The sequence below is a fragment of the Nonomuraea sp. B5E05 genome, assembly GCF_039880665.1.
In the GTDB taxonomy this organism is placed as follows: Bacteria; Actinomycetota; Actinomycetes; order Streptosporangiales; family Streptosporangiaceae; genus Nonomuraea.
Map to the genome: position 1 here is coordinate 37,882 of NZ_JBDPMJ010000034.1, position 21,610 is coordinate 59,491.

Below are 21,610 nucleotides of genomic sequence, written 5' to 3' on the forward strand. Positions count from 1 at the left end.
TCAGCGATAGCGCGCCCGGCCTTCGCCGGGGACGACCTCGCCCAGCACCCAGGCGCCGACGTCACGGGCCGCCAGCACCCTGAGGGCTTCGTCGGCCGAGTCGGCGGCCACCACGGCGGCCATGCCGACCCCGAGGTTGAACGTACGGTCCATGTCGTGCTGCGCGATCGAGCCGTGGCCCGCGAGCACCCCGAAGACGGCCGGCGGTGTCCAGGACGAGCGGTCGAGCAGCGCGTCGAGGTGGCCGGGCAGCGACCTCGACAGATTGCTCTCGACGCCGCCGCCCGTGATGTGGGCGTAGGCGTGCACCTCGGCGGAGCGCGCCAGCTCCAGGCAGTCGAGGGAGTAGATCCGGGTGGGCTCCAGCAGCTCCTCGCCCAGTGGCCGCCCCAGCTCGGGCAGCTCGGCGTCGAGGGAGAGAGAGGCCTCCCGCAGCACGTGCCGCACCAGCGAGTAGCCGTTGGAGTGCACGCCCGAGGACGCCAGCCCGAGCACCACGTCGCCGGCGCGCACCCGCGAGGGCCCCAGCAGGCCGGCGGCCTCGACGACGCCGGTGCCGGCGCCCGCGAGGTCATATTCGTCCGGGCCCATCGCCCCCGGATGCTCGGCGGTCTCCCCGCCCACCAGCGCGGCCCCGGCCAGCCGGCAGCCCTCGGCCACACCGCCGACGATCTCCGCGACGCGCTCGGGCACCACCTTCCCGCAGGCGATGTAGTCGGTCATGAACAGCGGCTCGGCCCCGCAGACCACGAGGTCGTCGAGGACCATGCCGACCAGGTCGATGCCGATCGTGTCGTGCTTGCCGTAGCGCTGGGCGATCATGACCTTGGTGCCGACGCCGTCGGTGGAGGAGGCCAGCAGCGGCCGCTGGTAGCGCAGCAGGGCCGAGGCGTCGAACAGGCCGGCGAAGCCGCTGGCGTCGTCGACCACCTCGGGCCGCCGCGCCCGCGCCACCCTGTCCTTCATCAGCGCGACCGCCCGGTCGCCGGCCTCGATGTCGACCCCGGCGGCCTCGTAGGTGCTCATGCCTTGCTCTCCAGGACGAACTTGCCCACGTTGTCCTCGTCGATGGGAATGGGGTAGGAGCCGGTGAAGCAGGCCATGCAGAGGCGGTCGGCGGGAATCGTGGTGGCCCTGGTCAGGCCCTCGAGCGAGATGTAGCCGAGCGAGTCGGCGCCCAGCGAGGCGCGGATCTCCTCGACCGTCAGCGAGCCCGCGATCAGCTCGGCCCTGGTGGCGAAGTCGATGCCGTAGAAGCACGGCCAGGCCACCGGCGGCGAGGAGATGCGGACGTGCACCTCCTTCGCGCCGGCCTCGCGCAACATCCTGACGATGGCACGCTGGGTGTTGCCGCGCACGATCGAGTCGTCCACGACCACCAGGCGCTTGCCCTCGACGACCTCGCGCAGCGGATTGAGCTTGAGCCGGATGCCGAGCTGGCGGATGGTCTGCGAGGGCTCGATGAAGGTACGGCCGACGTAGGAGTTCTTCACCAGGCCCTGGCCGTAGGGGATGCCGCTCTCCTGCGCGTAGCCGACGGCGGCCGGCGTGCCGGACTCGGGCGTCGGGATGACCAGGTCGGCCTCCACCGGGTGCTCGCGGGCCAGCACGCGGCCCACCTCGACCCTGGTGACCTGGACGCCGCGACCGGCGATGGTGGTGTCGGGGCGGGCGAGGTAGACGTACTCGAACAGGCAGCCCTTCGGCTCGGCCAGCGCGAACCTGCGCGAACGCACGCCGCGCTCGTCGATGGTGAGCAGCTCGCCCGGCTCGATCTCGCGAACGAACGTGGCGCCCACGATGTCGAGCGCCGCCGTCTCCGAGGCCACCACCCAGCCCCGCTCCAGCCGGCCCAGGACCATCGGGCGGACACCCTGCGGGTCGCGGGCGGCATAAAGCGTCGTCTCGTCCATGAAGACCAGTGAGTAGGCGCCCTTGACCTGAGGCAGCAACTCGGCGGCGGCCTCCTCGACCGTGCGCGTGCGGTCCTGGGCGAGCAGCGAGGTCAGGACCTCGGTGTCGGTGGTCGCCCGGGTGGAGCCGGGGGCCAGGCGCTGCGCCAGCTCCGGCGTGTTGATCAGGTTGCCGTTGTGGGCGAGCGCGAGGCCGCCTACCTCGGTGGAGCTCAGCGTGGGCTGCGCGTTCTCCCACACGCTGGATCCGGTGGTGGAGTAACGGCAGTGGCCGATGGCCAGGTGGCCGCGCAGAGTGCCCAGCACCGACTCGTCGAAGACCTGGGCGACCAGGCCCATGTCTTTGTAGACGAGGATGCGGCTGCCCTCGCTGACCGCGATGCCCGCGGACTCCTGCCCGCGGTGCTGCAACGCGTACAGCCCGTAGTAGGTGAGTTTGGAAACTTCCTCGCCTGGCGCCCAGACGCCGAAGACGCCACAGGCGTCTTTGGGAGCTTGGTCTTGGGGGTCCAGGTCATGGCCGAGCCGGCCGTCGCCCTTCAGCACATACCTCAGTCTAGGTCGGCGGCTTCCGTGCTCGCACACCCGGGTCGGAGGTCAGCCTGTGTGAGCTGACCTGCCCGCATTGGAGCCGTCGCGGATGATCTCTCCGGTGAGGTTGCGGTTGTCCGCCGAGCCGAGGAAGACGATCAGCGCCGCCATGTCGTCCGCCGTGCTCAGCCTGCGGGTGGGGGTCCTGGACGCGATCTCGTCCAGCAACCGCTGGGGGATCGGGCGCTGGGCTCCGGTGATGGTGAGCCCGGCCACGGCCACGTTGACCAGGATGCCGTCCCTGCCGGCCTCCCACGCCAGGGCGCGGGCCATGCCGTGCAGCGCCATCTTCGCGGTGCCGTACGGGCCGGGGCCCGGCTGTCCTTCCTCCGCCGCGCCCGACGAGACCAGCACGATCCGCCCGAACTTCCCGCGCCGCATCTGCGGCAGCACCGCCTGGATCAACAGGGCGTTGCCGACCACGTTGGCGTGCAGGGCGGCGGACCACTCGGAGGCCGGCACGTCCTCGAACGCCATGCCGCCGGGCATGACGGTGCCCCAGCGGACGGCGTTGGCCACGAGCGCGTCCACCGGGCCGGCCGCGGAGACGGCGGGCGCGACGGTCGCGTGGTCCTCCAGATCCAGGTGTACGGCCGCCGCCTCGCCGCCCTCCCTCTCGATCCGCTTGACCACCTCGGCGGCGCGGTCGGCACCCGAGTTGTACGTGATCGTGACCCGCGCGCCGGCCCGGGCGTAGGCGAGCGCGGTGGCGGCGCCGATGCCGGACGAGCCGCCGGTGACCAGTGCGTGCATGTGAGCCTCTCCTCATTGATTAGCCGACTAATTAGCCAGCTAACTAGAAGGGCCGACCGGCTGCAAGGAGTTTCGCCCGTAGTGGAAAACGTCAGGGCATGGCGCGGCGGATCAGCTGCGCGAGCAGGTCACGCTCGCCGGGATCGAAACCGCGCAGGAGGTCCTCGTCCATCATGGTCCAGATCTCCTCGACGGGCTCCCGCAGTGCCTTGCCCGCGCCGGTGAGATGGACGCGGGAAATCCTCGGCCGGGCGGGGTCGGGAATCCGGTAGACGAAGCCCGTACGCTCCAGGCGCTGGAGGGTCTTGGTGACGGTGGGAGGCTCGACGCCCAGCCGGGCGATGAGTTCGGCCTGGGTCAGGCCGTCCTCCTTCCACAGCTGGTTGAGCAGCATCTCCTGCCCCACGTGCAGGCCGAGCGGGGCCAGCGCGGCGGCCATCCGGTTGCGATGCGTCTTCACGACCTTGATCAGCGCATACGACAGGGTCTCGTCCAGCATCCCCCCATCTTGCCCGTGGGCAGGGCCTTTGGCGCATGGTGACCCAAGGATGAGCGGCCTCTTACCGTGTCGTGCGGTTTAGGCGTCGCCCTGCGCGAAAGGGTGAAGTATCCGGCATGTAGACCCGTCGGGAGACGCAGACGTGACCACACCTGGGGACCCGGACGAGACCCGCCGCGGGCAGGATCCGCACGAAGGCCGTCCAGAAGAGGGCGCGCCCCGCAACGTTCCGCCGCAACACGAGCCCGAGTGGTGGCGTGAGGGCACGCTGGAGGAAGAGGAGCGGAGGCCCGCGCTCAGACCGTACGAGCCGGGACCCACGGGCGGTGACCGGCCTCCGGAGGAGCGGTCCGCCGGTGGGCCCGGCGCCGGCCCCACCGGCGGCGCGGCGCCGGACGTGCCCGAGCCCGCCGGCGGGCGTACCGGAGGCGGCGGCGCCGAGTCCATGGGCGCCAGCGGTGACTTCCGGAACGCGGAGCCCGAGGGCCCAGGTCGGCAGGGCGAGGACCCCGGGCCGCGGGGTGAGGGCGCCGGTGAGGAGGGCGAGGAGCCGATCGCTCCCGCGCCACCCATCGTTCCGCGTCCGGACGTGCCGCCCACGCATGAGCCCAGACCCGTCGGCGAGCCCCGCCATCCCGACCTGCCCACCTCACCGGAGGTACCGCAGCCGACAGGGGGTGACGCCGAGGAGACCCAGGCGTTCCCGATCCCTGGTGGCACGCCGCCGTACCCGGGCTGGACGTCCACCCCGTCAGAGGGGGAGCGGCCGGGCAGGCCCGCGCCGTCGCGCTACGAGCAGGGTGATGACCAGCCGGGCTTCGAACCACCGGGAGGGGGCGCACCCGGGGGACCCCCGTCACCAGAGGGCGGCACCCCGGCTCGGGAAGGTCGCCCAACGCCCGAAGGCCGGGGCGGCCGGGAGGGCTGGCAGGGTCAGGAGGGCCCGGGTGGGACGCCGTACCAGGCCGGGGGCACGCCGCGGGACGACGAGCCGACCGTGCCGGGCACGGTGCCCTCCAGCCCGTACGGTGGCCCGCCGGGCTACGGCCCTGGCCCCGAATCCCCGTACGGCATGCCGGGAGCCGGTTACCAGCAGGCCAAGCCGGGCAGCGGCCTGGCCACCGCCTCGCTCGTGCTGGGCGTGGCCAGCCCGTTCCTGGTGTTCGTGTGCTTCACGGGTGTGATCACCGCCATCCTGTCGATAGTCTTCGGCGGCGTGGCCCTCGCCAAACGCGCCGGTAAGGGCCGCGCCATCGCCGGCATCGTGCTGAGCGTCCTGTCGCTGATCCTTTTCGCGATCGTGGCCATCTGGTTGTGGAACGTGGCGCAGGAGTGCGCCGGCCTCCCCAGCGACCTCGCCGACCGTTGTTTCGAGAGCCAGTTTCCCTGGATGGGCGGCGGCCGTTAGAGCGGCAGGTGTGCTGACAGGTCGGCGCGGGCCCCGCTGGCGGAGATGGCGCCGCCGGCCAGCGCCTCGGCCCAGGTGAGGCGGCCGAGCGCGAGCTCGATCCACGTGCGGCCGTCCATCTCGACCACGTTGGGCGGGGTGCCGCGCGTGTGGCGGGGCCCGGCGATGGCTTGTACGGCCGCGTAGGGGGGCACGCGGACCTCGACGGTCCTGCCGGGTGCGGCGGTCGCCAGCCGGTCGAGCAGGTGGCGCACCGCCTGCCTGGCCGCGTCGCGCTCGGGCTTCAGCCCGCGGTCGTAGGCGGCCAGCACGGCGGCCACGAGCGCGTCGGGCAGGGCGGACGCGGGCCCGTCGTAGGGGGGTTCGTCGAGGGCGACGAGCTGGCCGTCGAGGGCCGTTCTCAGCTTTTCCTGGTCGAGCTTGCGTGGTGGCACGCGACCATTGTCTCCCGGGAAGCGTTCATCAAGACGGAGGTCTTCGTTCACCTGTGGTTTCGCCGGTGGCCGTAGCGTTCCCCGCCGTACGACCGCACTTCGATGGAGGACCTGTGTCGAACCCCGAAGCGGGAGGTCGGCTGCTTCCGCTGATCTCTACCCCGCACAATGGTGGCCGATCCGCGCTGACCTGTCAGTTCCGCTGCGGCAACGCGTGCGCGCATGAGGTGGCCAACACCACCGGAAACGCCTATTTCGGCGACGTGGTGAAGGAAGCGCTGTCGCGGCGCGGCGTGTTGCGCGCCGGGGCGCTGGGCGCGCTCGTGGCAGGGGTGGGCGCGGCGGGGGCGGCTCCGGCGCTGGCCGAGGAACCCAGGCCGGTGGCCGCCGGTGGACAGGGCGGGCGGGGCGGCGACCTCCGTTTCACGCCGGTGCGGCCGAACAAGGACGACAGGCTGACCATCCCGGAGAACTACCGCTCCTCGGTGGTCGTGCGCTGGGGCGACCCGGTGCTGCCGGACGCGCCGGCGTTCGACTTCGACAACCAGAGCGCCGAGGCGCAGAGCAAGCAGTTCGGCTACAACTGCGACTACGTGACGATGTTCCCGATGGGCCGCGACCGGGCACTGCTCTGGGTGAACCACGAGTACACCGACGAGAACCTGATGTTCCGCGACTACCCGGGCGGCGCGGAGGCCACGGAGGAGCAGATCAGGATCGGCCTGGCCGGGCACGGCGGTTCGGTCGTGGAGATCGAGCGTGAGGGCCGCGCCGGCGAGTGGAAGCTGGTCACCAAGGGGCGTCGCCGCTACAACCGGCGCATCACCGCTGAGACCCCTATGAAGTTCTCCGGGCCGGCGGCGGGCAGCGGCCTGCTCAGGACGGACGCCGACCCCAAGGGCCGCGAGCCCATCGGCATGCTGAACAACTGCGCGGGCGGTACGACGCCGTGGGGGACGGTGCTGACCGCCGAGGAGAACTTCGACCAGTACTTCGTCAACGGCGACAAGGTGCCGGCGAAGCAGAAGCCGTACGTCGAGCGCTACACGATCGCGGAGGGCACGCCGGAGATCAGCCGCCGCTTCGACCGGGTCGACGAGCGTTTCGACCTGGCCAAGCACCCGCACGAGTGCAACAGGTTCGGGTGGATCGTGGAGATCGACCCGTTCGACCCCGAATCCACGCCGGTCAAGCGCACCGCGCTCGGCCGGTTCAAGCACGAGGCGGCCACCACGACGCTGGCCCGCGACGGCCGACTGGTCGTCTACATGGGTGACGACTCGCGCTTCGAGTACATCTACAAGTTCGTCTCGAAGGAGCGCTACCGGCAGGGGGCCGACCGGCACAACCGCGACCTGCTCGACGAGGGAACCCTGTACGTCGCCAAGTTCACCGGAGACAGCCCGGAGAAGGAGATCGACGGGTCCGGCAAGCCGCCCCGGGACGGCGAGTTCGACGGCTCCGGCGAGTGGATCCCGCTGGTCTCGGGCGACAGGTCGTACGTGAAGGGCATGACGGCGGAGGAGGTGCTCGTCTACACGCGGGTGGCGGCCGACAAGATGGGCGCGACCAAGATGGACCGTCCCGAGGACATGGAGCGCAACCCGGTCACCGGCGGCGTGTACGTCGCGCTGACCAACAACTCCGACCGCACCGCCGCCCAGGCGGACGAGGCCAACCCGCGCGCCTCCAACAAGCACGGCCACGTCCTGGAGATCGTCGAGCGGCGCGACGACGCCGGGGCGAGGAAGTTCTCCTGGTCGGTGCCGCTGGTCTGCGGTGACCCCGGCGACGCGAACACCTATTTCGCCGGCTACGACAAGAAGAAGGTCTCGCCGATCTCCTGCCCGGACAACGTGACGTTCGACCGCGACGGCAATCTGTGGATCTCCACGGACGGCAACGCGCTCGGCACCAACGACGGGCTGTTCGTGATGCCGGTACGCGGCAAGGAGCGCGGCCATCTGCGCCAGTTCCTCACGGTTCCGGTCGGCGCCGAGACGTGCGGCCCGATGGTCACGAAGGACCAGCGCAGCGTGTTCGTCGCGGTGCAGCATCCGGGCGAGATCGACGGGGCCAGCCCGGACAATCCGGGCAGCCGCTGGCCTGACGGCGATCAGCCGCGCCCGTCGGTGGCGGTCGTCTGGCACGAGAAGGGCCTGAAGATCGGCTCTTGACCTCAAGTTAACCTGAGGCTCTAGCCTCCATGCCATGAGCATGGAAATGACCGCGTGGCACCAGCTGTATTCGATGAACAACCGTCAGGAGCGTCGCTCTGTCTCCAGGGCGACGCTCCGGCGTATCGCCGCCTTCGCCCGCCCGCACCGGCGGAGGATCACGCTGTTCCTGCTGCTCAGCGTGGTGATGGCGGGCCTGGCGGTGGGCTCGCCGCTGCTGGCGGGACGGGTCATCGACGCGATCTTCAACGCCGAGCCGCTCAGCGTGGTGGTCGTGGTGGCGCTGATGATCGCGGGGTTGGCCGTCGCGGAGGCCGGGATCGGGCTGCTCAACCGGTGGCTCTCCGCGGGGCTGGGGGAGAGCCTGATCCTCGACCTGCGCACGGCCGTCTTCGACCACGTGCAGCGCATGCCGATCGCGTTCTTCACCAGGACCCGTACGGGCGCGCTGGTCAGCCGGCTCAACAACGACGTCATCGGCGCGCAGCGGGCGTTCACCGACACCCTGTCCAGCGTGGCGGGCAACATCGTGACGCTCGCGCTGACGCTCGTCGCGATGGTCGCCATCTCCTGGCAGATCACGCTGCTCGCGCTGCTGCTCCTGCCCGTGTTCATCGTGCCCGCGCGGCGCATGGGCAACAGGATCGCCCGGCTGCGGCGCGAGGCGGCCGACCACAACGCCGCCATGGGCAACCAGATGACCGAGCGGTTCTCCGCGCCCGGCGCGACCCTGGTCAAGCTGTTCGGCCGCCCCGCGCACGAGTCGGCGGAGTTCGCCTCCCGGGCCCGCAGGGTGCGCGACATCGGCGTACGCACCGCCATGACGCAGACGGTCTTCGTGACCGCGCTGACGCTGGTGTCGGCGCTGGCCCTGGCCCTCGTGTACGGGCTCGGCGGCTTCCACGCGCTGCGCGGCCAGCTCGCCCCCGGCGCGGTGGTGTCGATGGCCATGTTGCTCACCCGCCTGTACGCCCCGTTGACCGCACTGGCCAGCGCCCGCGTGGACGTCATGAGCGCGGTCGTCAGCTTCGAGCGGGTCTTCGAGGTGCTCGACCTCAAGCCGCTCATCCAGGAGAAGCCCGACGCCCGCGAGGTGCCCGAGGGACCCGTGTCGGTCGAGTTCGACGACGTGCGCTTCGCCTACCCGTCGGCGGACAAGGTCTCGCTCGCCTCGCTGGAGGAGGTCGCCACGCTGGACACGCGCGGCGGCGTCGAGGTGCTGCACGGTGTCTCGTTCCGGGCCGAGCCGGGCCAGATGGTGGCGCTGGTCGGCTCGTCCGGCGCGGGCAAGTCCACGATCGCGCAGCTCCTGCCCAGGTTGTACGACGTCGACGCGGGCGCCGTCCGGCTCGGCGGCGTCGACGTACGCGACCTGACCGCCGACTCGATCCGCGACACGCTCGGCATGGTCACCCAGGACGGCCACCTGTTCCACGACACGATCAGGGCCAACCTGCTCCTGGCCAGGCCGGAGGCGAGCGAGGACGACGTGTGGGACGCGCTCACCAGGGCCCGGCTGGCCGCGCTGATCGAGTCGTTGCCCGACGGGCTCGACACGGTGGTGGGCGAGCGCGGTTACCGGCTGTCGGGCGGCGAGCGCCAGCGCCTGACGATCGCCCGGCTGCTGCTGGCCAGGCCCAGGGTGGTGATCCTGGACGAGGCCACGGCCGCGCTCGACTCCACGTCGGAGGCGGCCGTTCAGGCGGCGCTCGGCGAGGCGCTGGAAGGCCGTACGGCCGTGGTGATCGCCCACCGGCTGTCCACGATCCGCGCCGCCGACGTCATCCTGGTGATCGAGGACGGGCGGGTGGTCGAGCGCGGCACGCACGCCGAGCTGCTGGAGTCCGCGGGCCGCTACGAGGAGCTGTACCGCACTCAGTTCGCGGAGCCCGCGGTGGCCGAGGCGGTGGCCTGAGGCCCCGCGGGCTCGATCTGGTGCTCAGCGGCATAGAAGCGCTGGCGGCCCGGCGTTCCTCATCCCCGGCAACCACATCGGCCGCGCCACCGTGTCGAGCGTCGCGGTGGCGCACGAGGTCGAGGCGATGGGCGGGCGCGGCATCGCCTGCCTCAACTCGCGTGACCGCAACCTGCTCGGCTTCCGCCGTGACCTGCTGACGGCGGCCGCGTACGGCGTCGAGCAGTTCCTGTTCGTCTACGGCGACAAGCCGGCGAGCGGCAACCGTACGAGCGATCTCACGGTGCGCTCGATGATCGCGGAGGCCAGGGAGTTCTCGCCCGGCTGCCGCCTGGGCGCAGCGGCGGGGCTGCGCCCGCTGCCGGCCTGGAAACGCGCGGCCGACTTCCTCTTCCTCCAGGTCTCCTTCTCGGTGGAGGCGCAACTGCGCTGGCGCGAGGCGCACCCGGTGGACGTGCCGGTCTACGCGGGCGTCATGGTGCTGGCCAGCGCCAATCACGCCCGCGGCCTGGCCGCCGCGATCCCCGACATCGCGCTGCCCGAGGCCCTGGTGGAGCAGGTCGCCGCCGACCGCCAGGCGGGCGTGGAGGCGGCCTGCGAGCAGGTACTGGCCCTGCGCGACTCCGGCGCCTTCGACGGCGTGCACCTCATCCCCGTCTCCCGCTACCGCGACGTCGAACGCCTGCTCGCCCCCGCCCTCAGATGAGCCCTAGTTTCAGCATGAGAGCGCGATCAAGCTCCGCGATCTCATGCGCTTCAAGCCCGCCCTTGAAGTCGCCGAGCCTCGACGGCGACACGGAATAGATCTGGTCCGTCAGCACACGCGACTTCGTCCCCTTGAACTCGATCTCGGGCCGGTAGATCGCCGGCCCGGCACTTGTCGAGGTCAGCGCGACGGTGATCGTGCTGGTGGTGAAGCTGTCCGACTGGATGATCACGGCGTAGCGGTGGCCTTGCTGCTCACGATCCCGTGCTCCGGGGAGCGCTTTGATCTCATAGATCGCGCCCCGGAGTATCACTCGGCTACACCCATGAAACGCTGGATCGCCAGCATCTCGGCCTGGTCGTCCGGGTCGTTTCGCAGCCGATCCGCATCCGCGGCAGCCTGCTCCAGCAGCATCTCCTTGTAGGTGTGGAGTATGGCGTAACGAACGGCTTCGGATCGGCTTCTGGTCTCTCCGGCCAGTGCGCGGAGTGCCGTCTCCATCGCCTCATCAGTGCGGACGTTGAGAGTTCCCATGAACCCAGCGTAACACGATTTGTAATACACTGCGGGCTGAAGGTTCCGCGATCATGTCCGTTGCTCAGGTACGACGTACGGCTGACCTGCCGCAGGGGCTAACGGGCGCGTTGGCGCAGCCCCTCGACGTCGTGGATGACCACCCGCCGCCGCCCCGTCTCGATCAGGCCCCGGTCGCGCAGCGTGCGCAGCGCCTTGCTGACCGCCTCGCGGGAGGAGCCCGTCCACCCCGCGAGCTCGTCCTGCGACAGCGGCAGCGCCACGCGTACGCCGGTGGTGGTCTGCTCGCCGTAGCGTTCGGCCAGCTCCAGCAGCCGCGTCGCCACCCTGCCCGTGGTGTCGAAGGCGCCGTATTCGATGCGCTTCCTGTCGGAGTCGCGCAGGCGCTCGCTGACGAGCTTCATGAGCAGCACCGCGACGCGCCCGTGTGACTCGAGGAAGGAGACGAAGTCGCGGACGACGACGCCGGTGACCTGCTCCAGCGTGGTGACCGTGGCCGAGCGGGGCGAGCCGTCGATGGCCGACTGCTCGCCGATCAGCCCGCCGGGGCCGCGTACGGCGAGCACCACCTCGTTGCCGCTGCTCGTGTGCGAGGAGACCTTCACCCGGCCCTCCAGCAGCACGAGCACCCAGTCGGACGTGTCGCCCTCGGTGATGACGGTCGTGCCGCGGTCCCAGCGGCGCAGCCGGCCCGCCGCGCGCAGCGCCGCCACCTCCTCGTCGGTGAGCAGGGACAGGAACTCGCCGGGCTCTGCTTTCATGGCCTGATTATGTCGGTACGGGAGGCCGCCCCTCTACGGCAGATCGGTGAGAACGTACGCCGCGACGAGTTCCTCCTTGCCCTTGAGGTTGAGCCGCCCCAGGGGCCGCACCGTCGCGCCGCGCCCCAGCTGCTTGAGCGTCGTCTCGCCGATGACGACCGTGCCGGGCTCGGCGACCCCCTGGAGCCTGGCGGCCACGTTCACGCAGTCGCCCATCGCGTTGAAGCCGCGCAGCTCGGGGCTGCCGATGTTGCCGACCAGGGCGGGGCCGGTGTTGACACCCACCCGGAAGGTCGGCCACTCGACGTCGTCGACCCGCTTCCACGCCATCTCCTCGGCCACCTCGGCGGCGGCGCGCTGCATGTCGAGCGCGGCCCGGCAGGCGGCCCTGGCGTGATCGGCCTGCAGCGCGGGCGCGTTGAACAGGGCGAGCAGCGCGTCGCCGACGAACTGCACGATGGTGCCGCCGTTGTTGAGAATGCAGGGGACGGCCGCCGTGTGGTAGCGGTTGAGCATCTCGACGATCTCGCCGGGCGTCACCTTCTCGGAGAACGTCGTGAAGCCCTTGAGGTCGGCGAAGAGCGCGCTCAGCTCTTTCAGCTCACCGCCGAGCGCCGCCTGACCGGGGTCGGCGAGCAGGGCGTGGGCCACGTCGGGCGACATGTACTGGTGGAACAGGGTGTGCAGCTCCTGGTAGAGGCGGGCGTTCTCCAGGGAGATGGACAGCTGCCCGGCCAGCGTGGCGGCCAGCGCCTCGTCCTGGCTGGTGCGGCCGATGGGCACCTCCAGCACGCCGGCGAGCCTGCCCTTGACGGTCAGGGGGAAGGCGAGCAGGTGGTCGCGGCGGATCGGGGTGTCGCCGTCGAAGCGGTAGTCGCGCGAGCCGATCTGGGTGGTGCCGTCGGCGACCAGGCCGATCTTGACGTCGCCGTACGCCTGCCGCACCCGCTCCAGCGACGAGGCCAGCAACTCCTGCTCGGGCAGGCCGACCCTGGTCTGGGCGCTCACCGACACCAGGGCGGCCAGCCGCTCCGACAGCTCGCGCTCGTTGGCCAGGGCCTCGCCGGCCCGGTCGAGCACCGCCGCCTGGCCCTCGTTGAGCCGGAACTTGCCCGACAGCCGGGTCGCGGCCAGCGGCTCGCCGCGGCGTACGTGCTCGACCAGCTCTTCGAGCGCCTTTTCGTAGTCCTGCTGGATGCGGCGGACGGTCGCGGCCAGCGCCACCGAGTCGAACAGCCCGGCGCTCGACCCCTCCCGCCTGAACTGCAGGTAGGCGCTGTAGGCCACGAACACGAAGGCGAACGTGAGCAGCAGGTGCCACTCCCACCAGGACAGATGCCAGTTGAGCTGCGACATCCCGGCGATCATGCTCTCGGCCAGCAGCGCGTACGCCGTGATCAGGCTGATCAGCATCGCCGAGGGGTGCCGCCGGTGCAGCCGGAACATCAGCACGCTCGCCGCGCCGTAGAGCAGCAGGCCGGGGATGGACGCCCAGATCAGCCAGTCGATCGGCGTGACCATGGGCGGCTCGCTGAGCGGCGTCAGCCCGGGGACCAGCGACGTGACGCCCCAGAGCACCATGATGCCGACGAGCGCGCCGCGGATGAAGTGCTGGGCGCCGAGCACGGACCTGGCCGCCGCCTCACCCAGCGGCAGGGCTGAGCCGAACGCGAACACCGCCGCGATCGACAAACCCACCTGCTGGCCCAGGTCGAACCCCAGCGAGCCGGTCGGCAGGATGATCTTCGGCGTGGCCAGGCCGTGCAGGAAGAAGAAGCCCGCGCTACTCAGGAAGACCATGGAGACGAGGAACAGCCGGGCGTCGTTGCGGCGCCGTGACGCCTCGCTGACCATGACGCCGAGCACGACGTTGACCCCGGCCACCAGGATGATCATCCAGAAGTGGCCGGCATTGTGCTGCCAGGAGATGTTGATGTGCGGCTGGCTCAGCAACAGCCAGAGGCCGAGCAGCGGCAGGACGAGGTGGACGCCCCACACCACACCCCGCACGGGCTGGGTCGCGGGAGGCAGGTAGGAGGTCGGACCGGGGGTGGGCACAGACCGATTATCCACGCGAGATGCTCGTCTCCAATGCGTCGTTCTACGCACTGGAAGGGCCGGTCGGAAAACCCCGGCCGGCCCTCCGGCGGATCGTCAGCCGAACAGCGCGGGGAGCGCCGCCTCGTGCGTCGCCCGCAGCTCGGCCACGGGGATCTCGAACGCGCCCTCGACGACCAGCGTGTCGCCGCCGGTCATGCCGAGCCCGTAGCAGGGCACCTCGTGGCGCCCGCACAACGACGCGAACTCGTCGTAGGCCTCCGGCCGCACGGCGACGAGCGCCCTCGAGGCCGACTCGCTGAACAGGTCGGTGAACGGCTCGCCGGTCAGCGCCACGGAGGCGCCGACGCCCCGCGCCAGGCAGGACTCGGCCAGCGCCACGGCCAGCCCGCCGTCGGACAGGTCGTGCGAGCCGGCCAGCAGCCCCCTGCGGGCACCCTCGACCAGCACCGTCGCCAGCGCCCGCTCCGCCTCCAGGACGGCCTGCGGCGGCAGCCCGCCCAGGTGGCGGTGGGCGACGTGGGCCCACTCGGAGCCGCCGAACTCCTCGCGCGTGTCGCCGAGCAGGACGACCCGCAGCCCTTCCGCGGTGAACCCGGTCGGCACCCGCCTGGCGACGTCGTCGATGACGCCGAGCACGCCCACGACCGGCGTGGGGTGGATGGCCGTCGAGCCCGTCTGGTTGTAGAAGGAGACGTTGCCGCCGGTCACCGGCACGCCGAGCGTCCGGCACGCGTCGGCCAGGCCGCGCGTGGCCTCGGCGAACTGCCACATGACCTCGGGGTCCTCGGGGGAGCCGAAGTTGAGGCAGTTGGTGACGGCGAGCGGCTGGGCGCCGGTCACGGCGACGTTCCTGTAGGCCTCCGCGAGCGCGAGCTGCGCACCCGCGTAGGGGTCGAGCTTGGCGTAACGCCCGTTGCCGTCGGTGGCCAGCGCGATGCCGCGGGTCGTCGGCTCGTGTTCGACGCCGGCCATGCTCTCCGAGATCCGCAGCATGCCCGCGTCGGCCGGCTGGGCCAGCACGGTGTTGGAGCGGACGTAGCGGTCGTACTGGGCGGTCACCCACTCCTTGGAGGCCAGGTTGGGCGAGCCGAGCAGCTTGAGCAGCGTCTCGCGCAGGTCGGTGGGCCGCTCCAGCCGGTCGGGGGTGTCGGCGTTGAGCGCGGCCTGGCCGGCCGGCTCGTGGTAGGGGCGTTCGTAGACGGGGCCGTCGTCGGCGGCCGTGCCCGGCGGGATGTCGACGATGATCTCGTCTTCCCACGTCATGACCAGGCGGCCGGTGTCGGTGACCTCGCCGATGACGGTGGCGGGGACGTCCCACTTCTCGCAGATCGCCATGAACGCCGGGATGTCGCGCGGCTCGACCACGGCCATCATGCGCTCCTGCGACTCGCTCATCAGGATCTCCTCGGGCCTGAGCGAGGGGTCGCGGAGCGGGACGCGGGTGAGGTCGACGTGCATGCCGCCGGTGCCCTTGGCGGCCAGCTCGGTCGTGGCGCACGAGACGCCGGCCGCGCCGAGGTCCTGGATGCCGACGACCACGTCGGCGGAGTAGAGCTCCAGGCAACACTCGATGAGCAGCTTCTCCATGAACGGGTCGCCGACCTGGACGGCGGGACGCTTGGCGTGCGACTCGTCCTCGAAGGTCGCCGAGGCCAGCACGGAGGCGCCGCCGATGCCGTCGGGGCCCGTGGAGGCGCCGAACAACACGACCTTGTTGCCGGGGCCCGGCGCGGTGGCCAGCTTGATCTGGTCTTTGCGCAGCAGGCCCACGCACAGGGCGTTGACCAGCGGGTTGCCGATGTAGCAGGGGTCGAAGACGACCTCGCCGCCGATGTTGGGCAGGCCCAGGCAGTTGCCGTAGTGGCTGATGCCCTCGACCACGCCGGGCAGCACCCGGCGCGTGTCCACGGCGTCGGCGCCGCCGAAGCGCAGCGCGTCCATGACGGCGATCGGCCGCGCGCCCATCGACATGATGTCGCGCACGATGCCGCCGACGCCGGTGGCCGCGCCCTGGTGCGGCTCGACGTAGGACGGGTGGTTGTGCGATTCGATCTTGAACGTGGCTGCCCAGCCGTCGCCGATGTCGACCACGCCGGCGTTCTCGCCCATGCCCACCAGCAGCGCCTCGGACTTGGGCGCCTTGGTGGCGAACTGCTTGAGATGCACCTTGGACGACTTGTAGGAGCAGTGCTCCGACCACATGACGCTGTAGATGGCCAGCTCGGAGCCGGTGGGACGGCGCCCGAGGATCTCCTTGACCCGGGCGTACTCGTCGGCCTTCATCCCCAGCTCGGCGAAGGGCATCGGCTCGTCGGGGGTCTTCGCCGCCCGCCGCACGTCGTCGATCATGCGTCCACCAGGTTCTTGAGTATGGAGGTGAAGAAGCCGAGGCCGTCGGTGCCAGGGGCGCCGACCAGCTCCTCGACCGCGTGCTCGGGGTGCGGCATGAGCCCGACCACGTTGCCCGCCTCGTTGCGGATGCCCGCGATGTCGTTGAGCGAGCCGTTGGGGTTGCCGCCGACGTAGCGCACGACCACGTGGCCGCCGGCCTCGAGCGCGGCCAGCGTCTCGGCGGAGGCGACGTAGCGGCCCTCGCCGTGCTTGACCGGCAGCACGATCTCCTGGCCCTGGTCGAACGCGTTGGTCCAGGCGGTCGCGGTCTGCTCGATGCGGACCCGTTGGTCACGGCAGACGTAGTGGAGCGAGGCGTTGCGGGTCAGCGCGCCGGGCAGCAGGTGCGCCTCGCACAGGATCTGGAACCCGTTGCACGTGCCGATCACCGGCAGGCCCGCCCCCGCGGCCGGGACGAGCTCATCCATGATCGGCGCGAACCGCGAGATGGCGCCGCAGCGCAGGTAGTCGCCGTAGGAGAAGCCGCCGGGCAGGAACACGGCGTCGACCCCCTTCAGGTCGTGGTCGGCGTGCCACAGCGGAACCGCCTGCGCGCCCACGAGGTGCACGGCTCTGGCGGCGTCCTGGTCGTCGAGAGTTCCTGGAAACGTGACTACGCCCACACGGGCAGCGCTCATGACAGTCGTCCCCTCCGAGGAATGCGCGCGCACGCGCCACCGTCTCTTCGGGGCGGACGGCGGTCTGCGGCGGTGTAACCCAGGTTATCGGGTGCTCGAGCGTGGTCCGCATCGGCTTGTGCGCGATGCGCGGGCGCAGGTCAGACGGCTGCGAGCGCGCGGGGACGGGCCTGCGCCTCGTCGTCCCATGCGAGCGTCTTGCGCAGGTGGACCGTGGTGCCTCTGCCGGGCTCGGTGCCGAAGGAGATCTCGTCGACGACGGAGCGCATGATCAGCAGACCCCGGCCGTTCTCCGTGTCGGGCGGGGGGAAGTGCGCGGGCATCGACGGCACGCCCGCGCCGCTGTCGGCGACGCGTACGTCGCAGTGGCCGGAGCCGATCGACGCCGTCACCTCGTAGCGGTTGGCGGGTCCTCCGTGCCGCACCGCGTTGGAGCACGCCTCGGAGACGGCGAGCAACATGTCGGCGATGCAGGTCTCACTCACGTTGAGTGAGCGCAGGGCATCGCCTAGCACTCGCCTGACCATCGGTATGCCGATCGCATCCCGAGGCAACGCCAACGAGAACTCAATATCCACCGGACTCCTCCGGGCGCCAGAATGTCACCTGGAGTAGGTTTCCCTGTGAAATCGGGGCTAACCGCAAAATCACGTTGTTGTTATTTACTGTTGGCTTGCGCGTGGCATTGTGGCACGTCAGAACCCCGCTTTAACCGACCAGGGGTAAATCGGGGGATCAAATGTGCGTTCTACTCCTCAACCCGGACGGTGTAGTCCTCGATCACCGTGTTGGCCAGAAGGGTCTCGGCCATCTTGCGCACCTCGGCCAGCGCCGCATCGTCGGCCGGGCCCTCGAGCTCCAGCTCGAAACGCTTGCCCTGACGCACGGCCCCGACGCCGGAGAAGCCGAGCCTGGGCAGCGCCCTGGCGATCGCCTGGCCCTGCGGATCGAGGATCTCGGGCTTCAACATGACGTCCACGATGACGCGGGCCACTGCGTTCCTCCTGGGAGCGGTGGGTGGATGGGAAGCACAGCCTACCGGCGCGTGTGGCCGCCGACACAACGGGAACGGGGAGGACATGGGGCTTGCGCGCAGGGCTGTGACGTCTGCCACCATGGCCCCAAAGCGTACGAACCATCACCATATGGTTCTTCGCCAAGGAGGCCGGCCTGAGGTGGCAACCCCATCGACACCCGGCCCTGACGCACAGGAGTGGCCATGACCGAGCTTGTCGAGGTCGTCAGTGAGCACAGCACATGTGCCGCGTCACCGGCGAAGGAGGTCTCGTGACAACCGAAGCCTCACGTGGTGCTGAGGCACCGCCGGAGCTCGTCCAGTTGCTCACCCCCGAAGGGGAGCGGGTCGAGCACCCCGACTACGACATCGACCTGACCCCCGAGGAGATCCGGTCGCTCTACCGCGACCTGGTGCTCGTCCGCCGCATCGACCTGGAGGCCGTGGCGCTGCAACGCCAGGGCGAGCTCGGCATCTGGGCCTCGCTGCTGGGCCAGGAGGCGGCCCAGATCGGCTCGGGCCGCGCGCTGACCGACGTGGACATGGCGTTCCCCACCTACCGGGAGCACGGTGTGGCGTGGTGCCGCGACGTCGACCCGGTGAAGCTGCTCGGCCTGTTCAGAGGCGTCAACCACGGCGGGTGGGACCCCAAGGAGCACAACTTCCACCTGTACACGATCGTGATCGGCAGCCAGACGCTGCACGCCGTCGGCTACGCCATGGGCATCCAGCGCGACGACGCCAACGCCGCCACCATCGCCTACTTCGGCGACGGCGCCACCTCGCAGGGCGACGTGAACGAGTCGTTCATCTGGGCCAGCGTGTTCAACGCGCCGATCGTGTTCTTCTGCCAGAACAACCAGTGGGCGATCTCCGAGCCGCTGGAGAAGCAGAGCCGCATCCCCCTCTACCGCCGCGCCTCGGGCTTCGGCTTCCCCGGCATCAGGGTCGACGGCAACGACGTGTTCGCCTGCCTCGCGGTGACCAGGAAGGCCCTCGAAGCCGCCCGTACGGGGCAGGGCCCGACGCTCATCGAGGCCTTCACGTACCGGATGGGCGCCCACACCACCACCGACGACCCCACGCGCTACCGCGTGGCCAGCGAGCTGGAGGCGTGGAAGCTCAAGGACCCGATCGAGCGGGTCAAGGCCTACCTGTTCAAGAACGAGCACGCCGACCAGGCGTTCTTCGACGCCGTCGACGAGGAGGCCGCCCAGCTCGGCGCCGACCTGCGCAGGCGCTGCCTGGCCATGCCCGATCCCGAGCCGCTCGCCATCTTCGACCACGTCTACAGCGAGTCCCACGCCCTGATGGACCAGGAGCGCGCCCAGTTCGCCGCGTACCTGGAGGGGTTCGCCAAATGACGATCATGAGCCTGTCCAAGGCGCTCAACGAAGGCATGCGCCGGGCCATGGAGGACGACCCCAAGGTCCTCATCATGGGCGAGGACGTCGGCAAGCTGGGCGGCGTCTTCCGCGTCACCGACGGCCTGCAGAAGGACTTCGGCGAGGACCGCGTCATCGACACGCCGCTGGCCGAGTCGGGCATCATCGGCACCGCGATCGGGCTGGCGCTGCGCGGCTACCGGCCGGTGTGCGAGATCCAGTTCGACGGGTTCGTCTTCCCCGCGGCCGACCAGATCATCACGCAGCTGGCCAAGATGCCGATGCGCTCGCTGGGCGCGATCAAGCTGCCGGTCGTCGTACGCATCCCCTGCGGTGGCGGCATCGGGGCGGTCGAGCATCACAGCGAGTCGCCGGAGGCGTACTTCACCCACACGGCCGGCCTGCGGGTCGTGGCCTGCTCCAATCCGGCCGACGCGTACACCATGATCCAGCAGGCCATCCGCAGTGACGATCCGGTGATCTTCTTCGAACCCAAGCGCCGCTACTGGGAGAAGGCCGACATCGACACCGACTCCACCGAATGGTGGCCGCCGCTGCACGCGGCCAAGGTGGTGCGGCCGGGTACCGACGTCACGCTGCTGGCCTACGGGCCCATGGTCAAGACGTGCCTGGAGGCCGCCACGGCGGCCGAGGACGACGGGCGCTCGCTGGAGGTGATCGACCTGCGCTCGCTCAACCCGCTGGACGAGCCGCTGGTCCTGGAGTCCGCCCGCAGGACCGGGCGGGTCGTGGTCGTGCACGAGGCCCCCGTCAACAGCGGGTTCGGCGCCGAGCTCGCCGCCAGGATCACGGAGCAGTGCTTCTACCACCTGGAGTCGCCCGTGCTGCGGGTCGGCGGCTTCTCCACCCCCTACCCGCCGTCGAAGCTGGAGGAGCACTACCTGCCCGATCTGGACAGGGTGCTCGACGCCGTCGACCGGACCTTCGGGTACTGAGGGGGTTGTCCATGCGACGCGAGTTCAAGCTCCCTGACGTCGGGGAGGGCCTGACGGAGGCGGAGATCGTCCGCTGGCACGTCAAGGCGGGCGACGACGTCAAGGTCAACCAGATCGTCGTCGAGATCGAGACGGCGAAGTCGATCGTCGAGCTGCCGATCCCGTGGGACGGCGTGGTGGCCGACCTGATGGCCGACGAGGGCACGACGGTCGAGGTGGGCCTCCCCATCATCGCCGTGGACACCGGAGGAGACGGCGACGACGGCGGCCAGGTCAGGGCGCTGGCCGACGACATGGTCCCGAAGCCGCCGGCCGAAGGCGCCGTCGAGCCCGGGGCGCACGGCAGCCCGGCGCCCAAGGAGGAACGCCAGGCGGTCCTGGTGGGCTACGGCGTCAAGACGGGCGCCACCAAACGACGCCCACGCAAGCAACCGTCGAGCGCGGCCGCCCCGGTCGCCAACCCGGACCGCGTGGGGGTGGACGGCCCGCCCCGACCGGCACCCGCCGCGCCCACGCCCGCACCCGCCGCACAGGCGCCTGCGGGGCCGCGGGCCCTGGCCAAGCCGCCCGTACGCAAGCTCGCCAAGGACCTGGGCGTGAACCTGGCGAACGTCGCCGGCACGGGCCCGCAGGGCTCGATAACCCGGGAGGACATCCACGCGGCCGCCCAGGCGGCACCCGTGGCGGCACCCGTGGCGGCGCCCCGGCCGCGGCGCGAACGCGAGGAGCGCGTCCCGATCAAGGGCGTGCGCAAGATGACCGCCCAGGCGATGGTCGCCAGCGTCTTCACCGCCCCGCACGTCACCGAGTTCCTCCAGGTGGACGTGACGCGGACGATGGAGGCCGTCCGGCGCCTGCGTGACCTCCCCGAGTTCGCGGAGGTCAAGGTCTCCCCGCTCCTCCTGGTGGCCAAGGCCGTGATCACGGCGGCCGGACGGCACCCGCTGATCAACTCGTCCTGGGACGAGGCGGCGCAGGAGATCGTGGTCAAGCACTATGTAAACCTGGGCATAGCCGCCGCGACCCCGCGCGGGCTGGTGGTGCCCAACGTCAAGGGCGCCGACGCGCTGTCCCTGCCCGAGCTCGCCGCGCAGCTGGGCCGGCTCGCGGAGACGGCCAGGGCGGGCCGTACGCAACCGGCCGAGATGGCGGGCGGCACCATCACGATCACCAACGTCGGCGTGTTCGGCGTCGACGCCGGCACCCCGATCCTGAACCCCGGCGAGGCGGCCATCCTCGCCTTCGGTCAGGTCAGGGACATGCCGTGGGTGGTCGACAGCGAGCTGGCGGTGCGCAAGGTGACGACGCTGGCGCTCTCGTTCGACCACCGGATCGTGGACGGCGAGCTGGGCTCGCTGTTCCTGCGCGACGTGGGAGCCATGCTGGAGGACCCGCTCCGCATGCTCGCCTGGAGCTGACCCCGGGTACGGCGATCGCCGGGAGGACCCCTCTCCCGGCGATCGCCGTGGCGGG

At 70.8% G+C, this 21,610-nt stretch carries 20 protein-coding genes; 7 read left to right on the forward strand and 13 right to left on the reverse strand.

Annotated features, from left to right (window positions below; genetic code table 11):
• The 4 genes from purM to ABGB01_RS39870 form a co-directional block, all read right to left on the reverse strand.
• Positions 1–1,026 (reverse strand): phosphoribosylformylglycinamidine cyclo-ligase, encoded by a 1,026-nt coding sequence (gene purM / locus ABGB01_RS39855; RefSeq protein WP_347778992.1) that lies wholly within the window; start codon positions 1,024–1,026, stop codon positions 1–3.
• The gene (purF, locus tag ABGB01_RS39860) at positions 1,023–2,459 is read right to left on the reverse strand and encodes an amidophosphoribosyltransferase (protein ID WP_347778994.1); all 1,437 of its coding nucleotides are present in this window, start codon (positions 2,457–2,459) and stop codon (positions 1,023–1,025) included. Before purF ends, purM begins: the two co-directional genes overlap by 4 nt.
• 51 nt (positions 2,460–2,510) lie before the next feature.
• Positions 2,511–3,257, reverse strand: coding sequence for an SDR family oxidoreductase (locus tag ABGB01_RS39865; protein WP_347778995.1), 747 nt, complete (start codon positions 3,255–3,257; stop codon positions 2,511–2,513).
• Between the two features lie 91 nt (positions 3,258–3,348).
• Complete coding sequence (locus ABGB01_RS39870) at positions 3,349–3,756, reverse strand: MarR family transcriptional regulator (protein ID WP_347778996.1); 408 nt, start codon at positions 3,754–3,756, stop codon at positions 3,349–3,351.
• 142 nt (positions 3,757–3,898) lie between these two features.
• Here ABGB01_RS39870 and ABGB01_RS39875 point away from each other — a divergent pair, with 142 nt between their 5' ends.
• Positions 3,899–5,164 (forward strand): DUF4190 domain-containing protein, encoded by a 1,266-nt coding sequence (locus ABGB01_RS39875; RefSeq protein ID WP_347778997.1) that lies wholly within the window; start codon positions 3,899–3,901, stop codon positions 5,162–5,164.
• Here the strand turns inward: ABGB01_RS39875 and ABGB01_RS39880 are convergent.
• Complete coding sequence (locus tag ABGB01_RS39880) at positions 5,161–5,598, reverse strand: sterol carrier family protein (RefSeq protein WP_347778999.1); 438 nt, start codon at positions 5,596–5,598, stop codon at positions 5,161–5,163. The two genes, ABGB01_RS39875 and ABGB01_RS39880, sit on opposite strands and share 4 nt — an antisense overlap.
• Before the next feature lie 113 nt (positions 5,599–5,711).
• Here ABGB01_RS39880 and ABGB01_RS39885 point away from each other — a divergent pair, with 113 nt between their 5' ends.
• From ABGB01_RS39885 to ABGB01_RS39895, 3 genes are all read left to right on the forward strand, one after another.
• Complete coding sequence (locus ABGB01_RS39885; protein WP_347779000.1) at positions 5,712–7,775, forward strand: PhoX family phosphatase; 2,064 nt, start codon at positions 5,712–5,714, stop codon at positions 7,773–7,775.
• Between the two features lie 34 nt (positions 7,776–7,809).
• The gene (locus ABGB01_RS39890) at positions 7,810–9,690 is read left to right on the forward strand and encodes an ABC transporter ATP-binding protein (RefSeq protein ID WP_347779002.1); all 1,881 of its coding nucleotides are present in this window, start codon (positions 7,810–7,812) and stop codon (positions 9,688–9,690) included.
• Positions 9,691–9,781: 91 nt separating this feature from the next.
• Positions 9,782–10,396 carry a methylenetetrahydrofolate reductase gene (locus tag ABGB01_RS39895; RefSeq protein WP_347779004.1) on the forward strand — a complete coding sequence of 205 codons (615 nt, stop codon included), beginning with the start codon at positions 9,782–9,784 and terminating at the stop codon, positions 10,394–10,396.
• Here the strand turns inward: ABGB01_RS39895 and ABGB01_RS39900 are convergent.
• The 8 genes from ABGB01_RS39900 to purS form a co-directional block, all read right to left on the reverse strand.
• Positions 10,389–10,709: a type II toxin-antitoxin system PemK/MazF family toxin gene (locus tag ABGB01_RS39900; protein WP_347779005.1), complete on the reverse strand. Its 321-nt coding sequence runs from the start codon at positions 10,707–10,709 to the stop codon at positions 10,389–10,391. The two genes, ABGB01_RS39895 and ABGB01_RS39900, sit on opposite strands and share 8 nt — an antisense overlap.
• Complete coding sequence (locus tag ABGB01_RS39905) at positions 10,706–10,930, reverse strand: hypothetical protein (RefSeq protein ID WP_347779006.1); 225 nt, start codon at positions 10,928–10,930, stop codon at positions 10,706–10,708. The genes ABGB01_RS39900 and ABGB01_RS39905 overlap by 4 nt, the downstream gene beginning before the upstream one ends.
• Before the next feature lie 98 nt (positions 10,931–11,028).
• The gene (locus ABGB01_RS39910; protein WP_347779008.1) at positions 11,029–11,691 is read right to left on the reverse strand and encodes a Crp/Fnr family transcriptional regulator; all 663 of its coding nucleotides are present in this window, start codon (positions 11,689–11,691) and stop codon (positions 11,029–11,031) included.
• Positions 11,692–11,724: 33 nt separating this feature from the next.
• Positions 11,725–13,749, reverse strand: a complete 2,025-nt coding sequence (locus ABGB01_RS39915; protein ID WP_347779010.1) for an adenylate/guanylate cyclase domain-containing protein — start codon at positions 13,747–13,749, stop codon at positions 11,725–11,727.
• 96 nt (positions 13,750–13,845) lie between these two features.
• A complete protein-coding gene (gene purL / locus ABGB01_RS39920) occupies positions 13,846–16,101 on the reverse strand; it encodes a phosphoribosylformylglycinamidine synthase subunit PurL (protein ID WP_347779012.1) in 2,256 nt (751 codons plus the stop codon).
• On the reverse strand, positions 16,098–16,781 hold the full coding sequence (purQ, locus tag ABGB01_RS39925) for a phosphoribosylformylglycinamidine synthase subunit PurQ (protein ID WP_347779014.1): 684 nt from the start codon (positions 16,779–16,781) through the stop codon (positions 16,098–16,100). The genes purL and purQ overlap by 4 nt, the downstream gene beginning before the upstream one ends.
• Before the next feature lie 140 nt (positions 16,782–16,921).
• Positions 16,922–17,308: an ATP-binding protein gene (locus tag ABGB01_RS39930; RefSeq protein ID WP_347619976.1), complete on the reverse strand. Its 387-nt coding sequence runs from the start codon at positions 17,306–17,308 to the stop codon at positions 16,922–16,924.
• A 221-nt stretch (positions 17,309–17,529) separates the two neighbouring features.
• Positions 17,530–17,775, reverse strand: coding sequence for a phosphoribosylformylglycinamidine synthase subunit PurS (gene purS, locus ABGB01_RS39935; protein ID WP_347650217.1), 246 nt, complete (start codon positions 17,773–17,775; stop codon positions 17,530–17,532).
• A 293-nt stretch (positions 17,776–18,068) separates the two neighbouring features.
• Here purS and pdhA point away from each other — a divergent pair, with 293 nt between their 5' ends.
• The 3 genes from pdhA to ABGB01_RS39950 are packed head-to-tail and all read left to right on the forward strand — an operon-like array spanning position 18,069 to position 21,555.
• A complete protein-coding gene (gene pdhA / locus ABGB01_RS39940) occupies positions 18,069–19,160 on the forward strand; it encodes a pyruvate dehydrogenase (acetyl-transferring) E1 component subunit alpha (protein ID WP_347779015.1) in 1,092 nt (363 codons plus the stop codon).
• On the forward strand, positions 19,157–20,137 hold the full coding sequence (locus ABGB01_RS39945; protein ID WP_347779017.1) for an alpha-ketoacid dehydrogenase subunit beta: 981 nt from the start codon (positions 19,157–19,159) through the stop codon (positions 20,135–20,137). Before pdhA ends, ABGB01_RS39945 begins: the two co-directional genes overlap by 4 nt.
• Before the next feature lie 11 nt (positions 20,138–20,148).
• Positions 20,149–21,555: a dihydrolipoamide acetyltransferase family protein gene (locus ABGB01_RS39950; RefSeq protein ID WP_347779019.1), complete on the forward strand. Its 1,407-nt coding sequence runs from the start codon at positions 20,149–20,151 to the stop codon at positions 21,553–21,555.
• Positions 21,556–21,610: the final 55 nt, after the last annotated feature.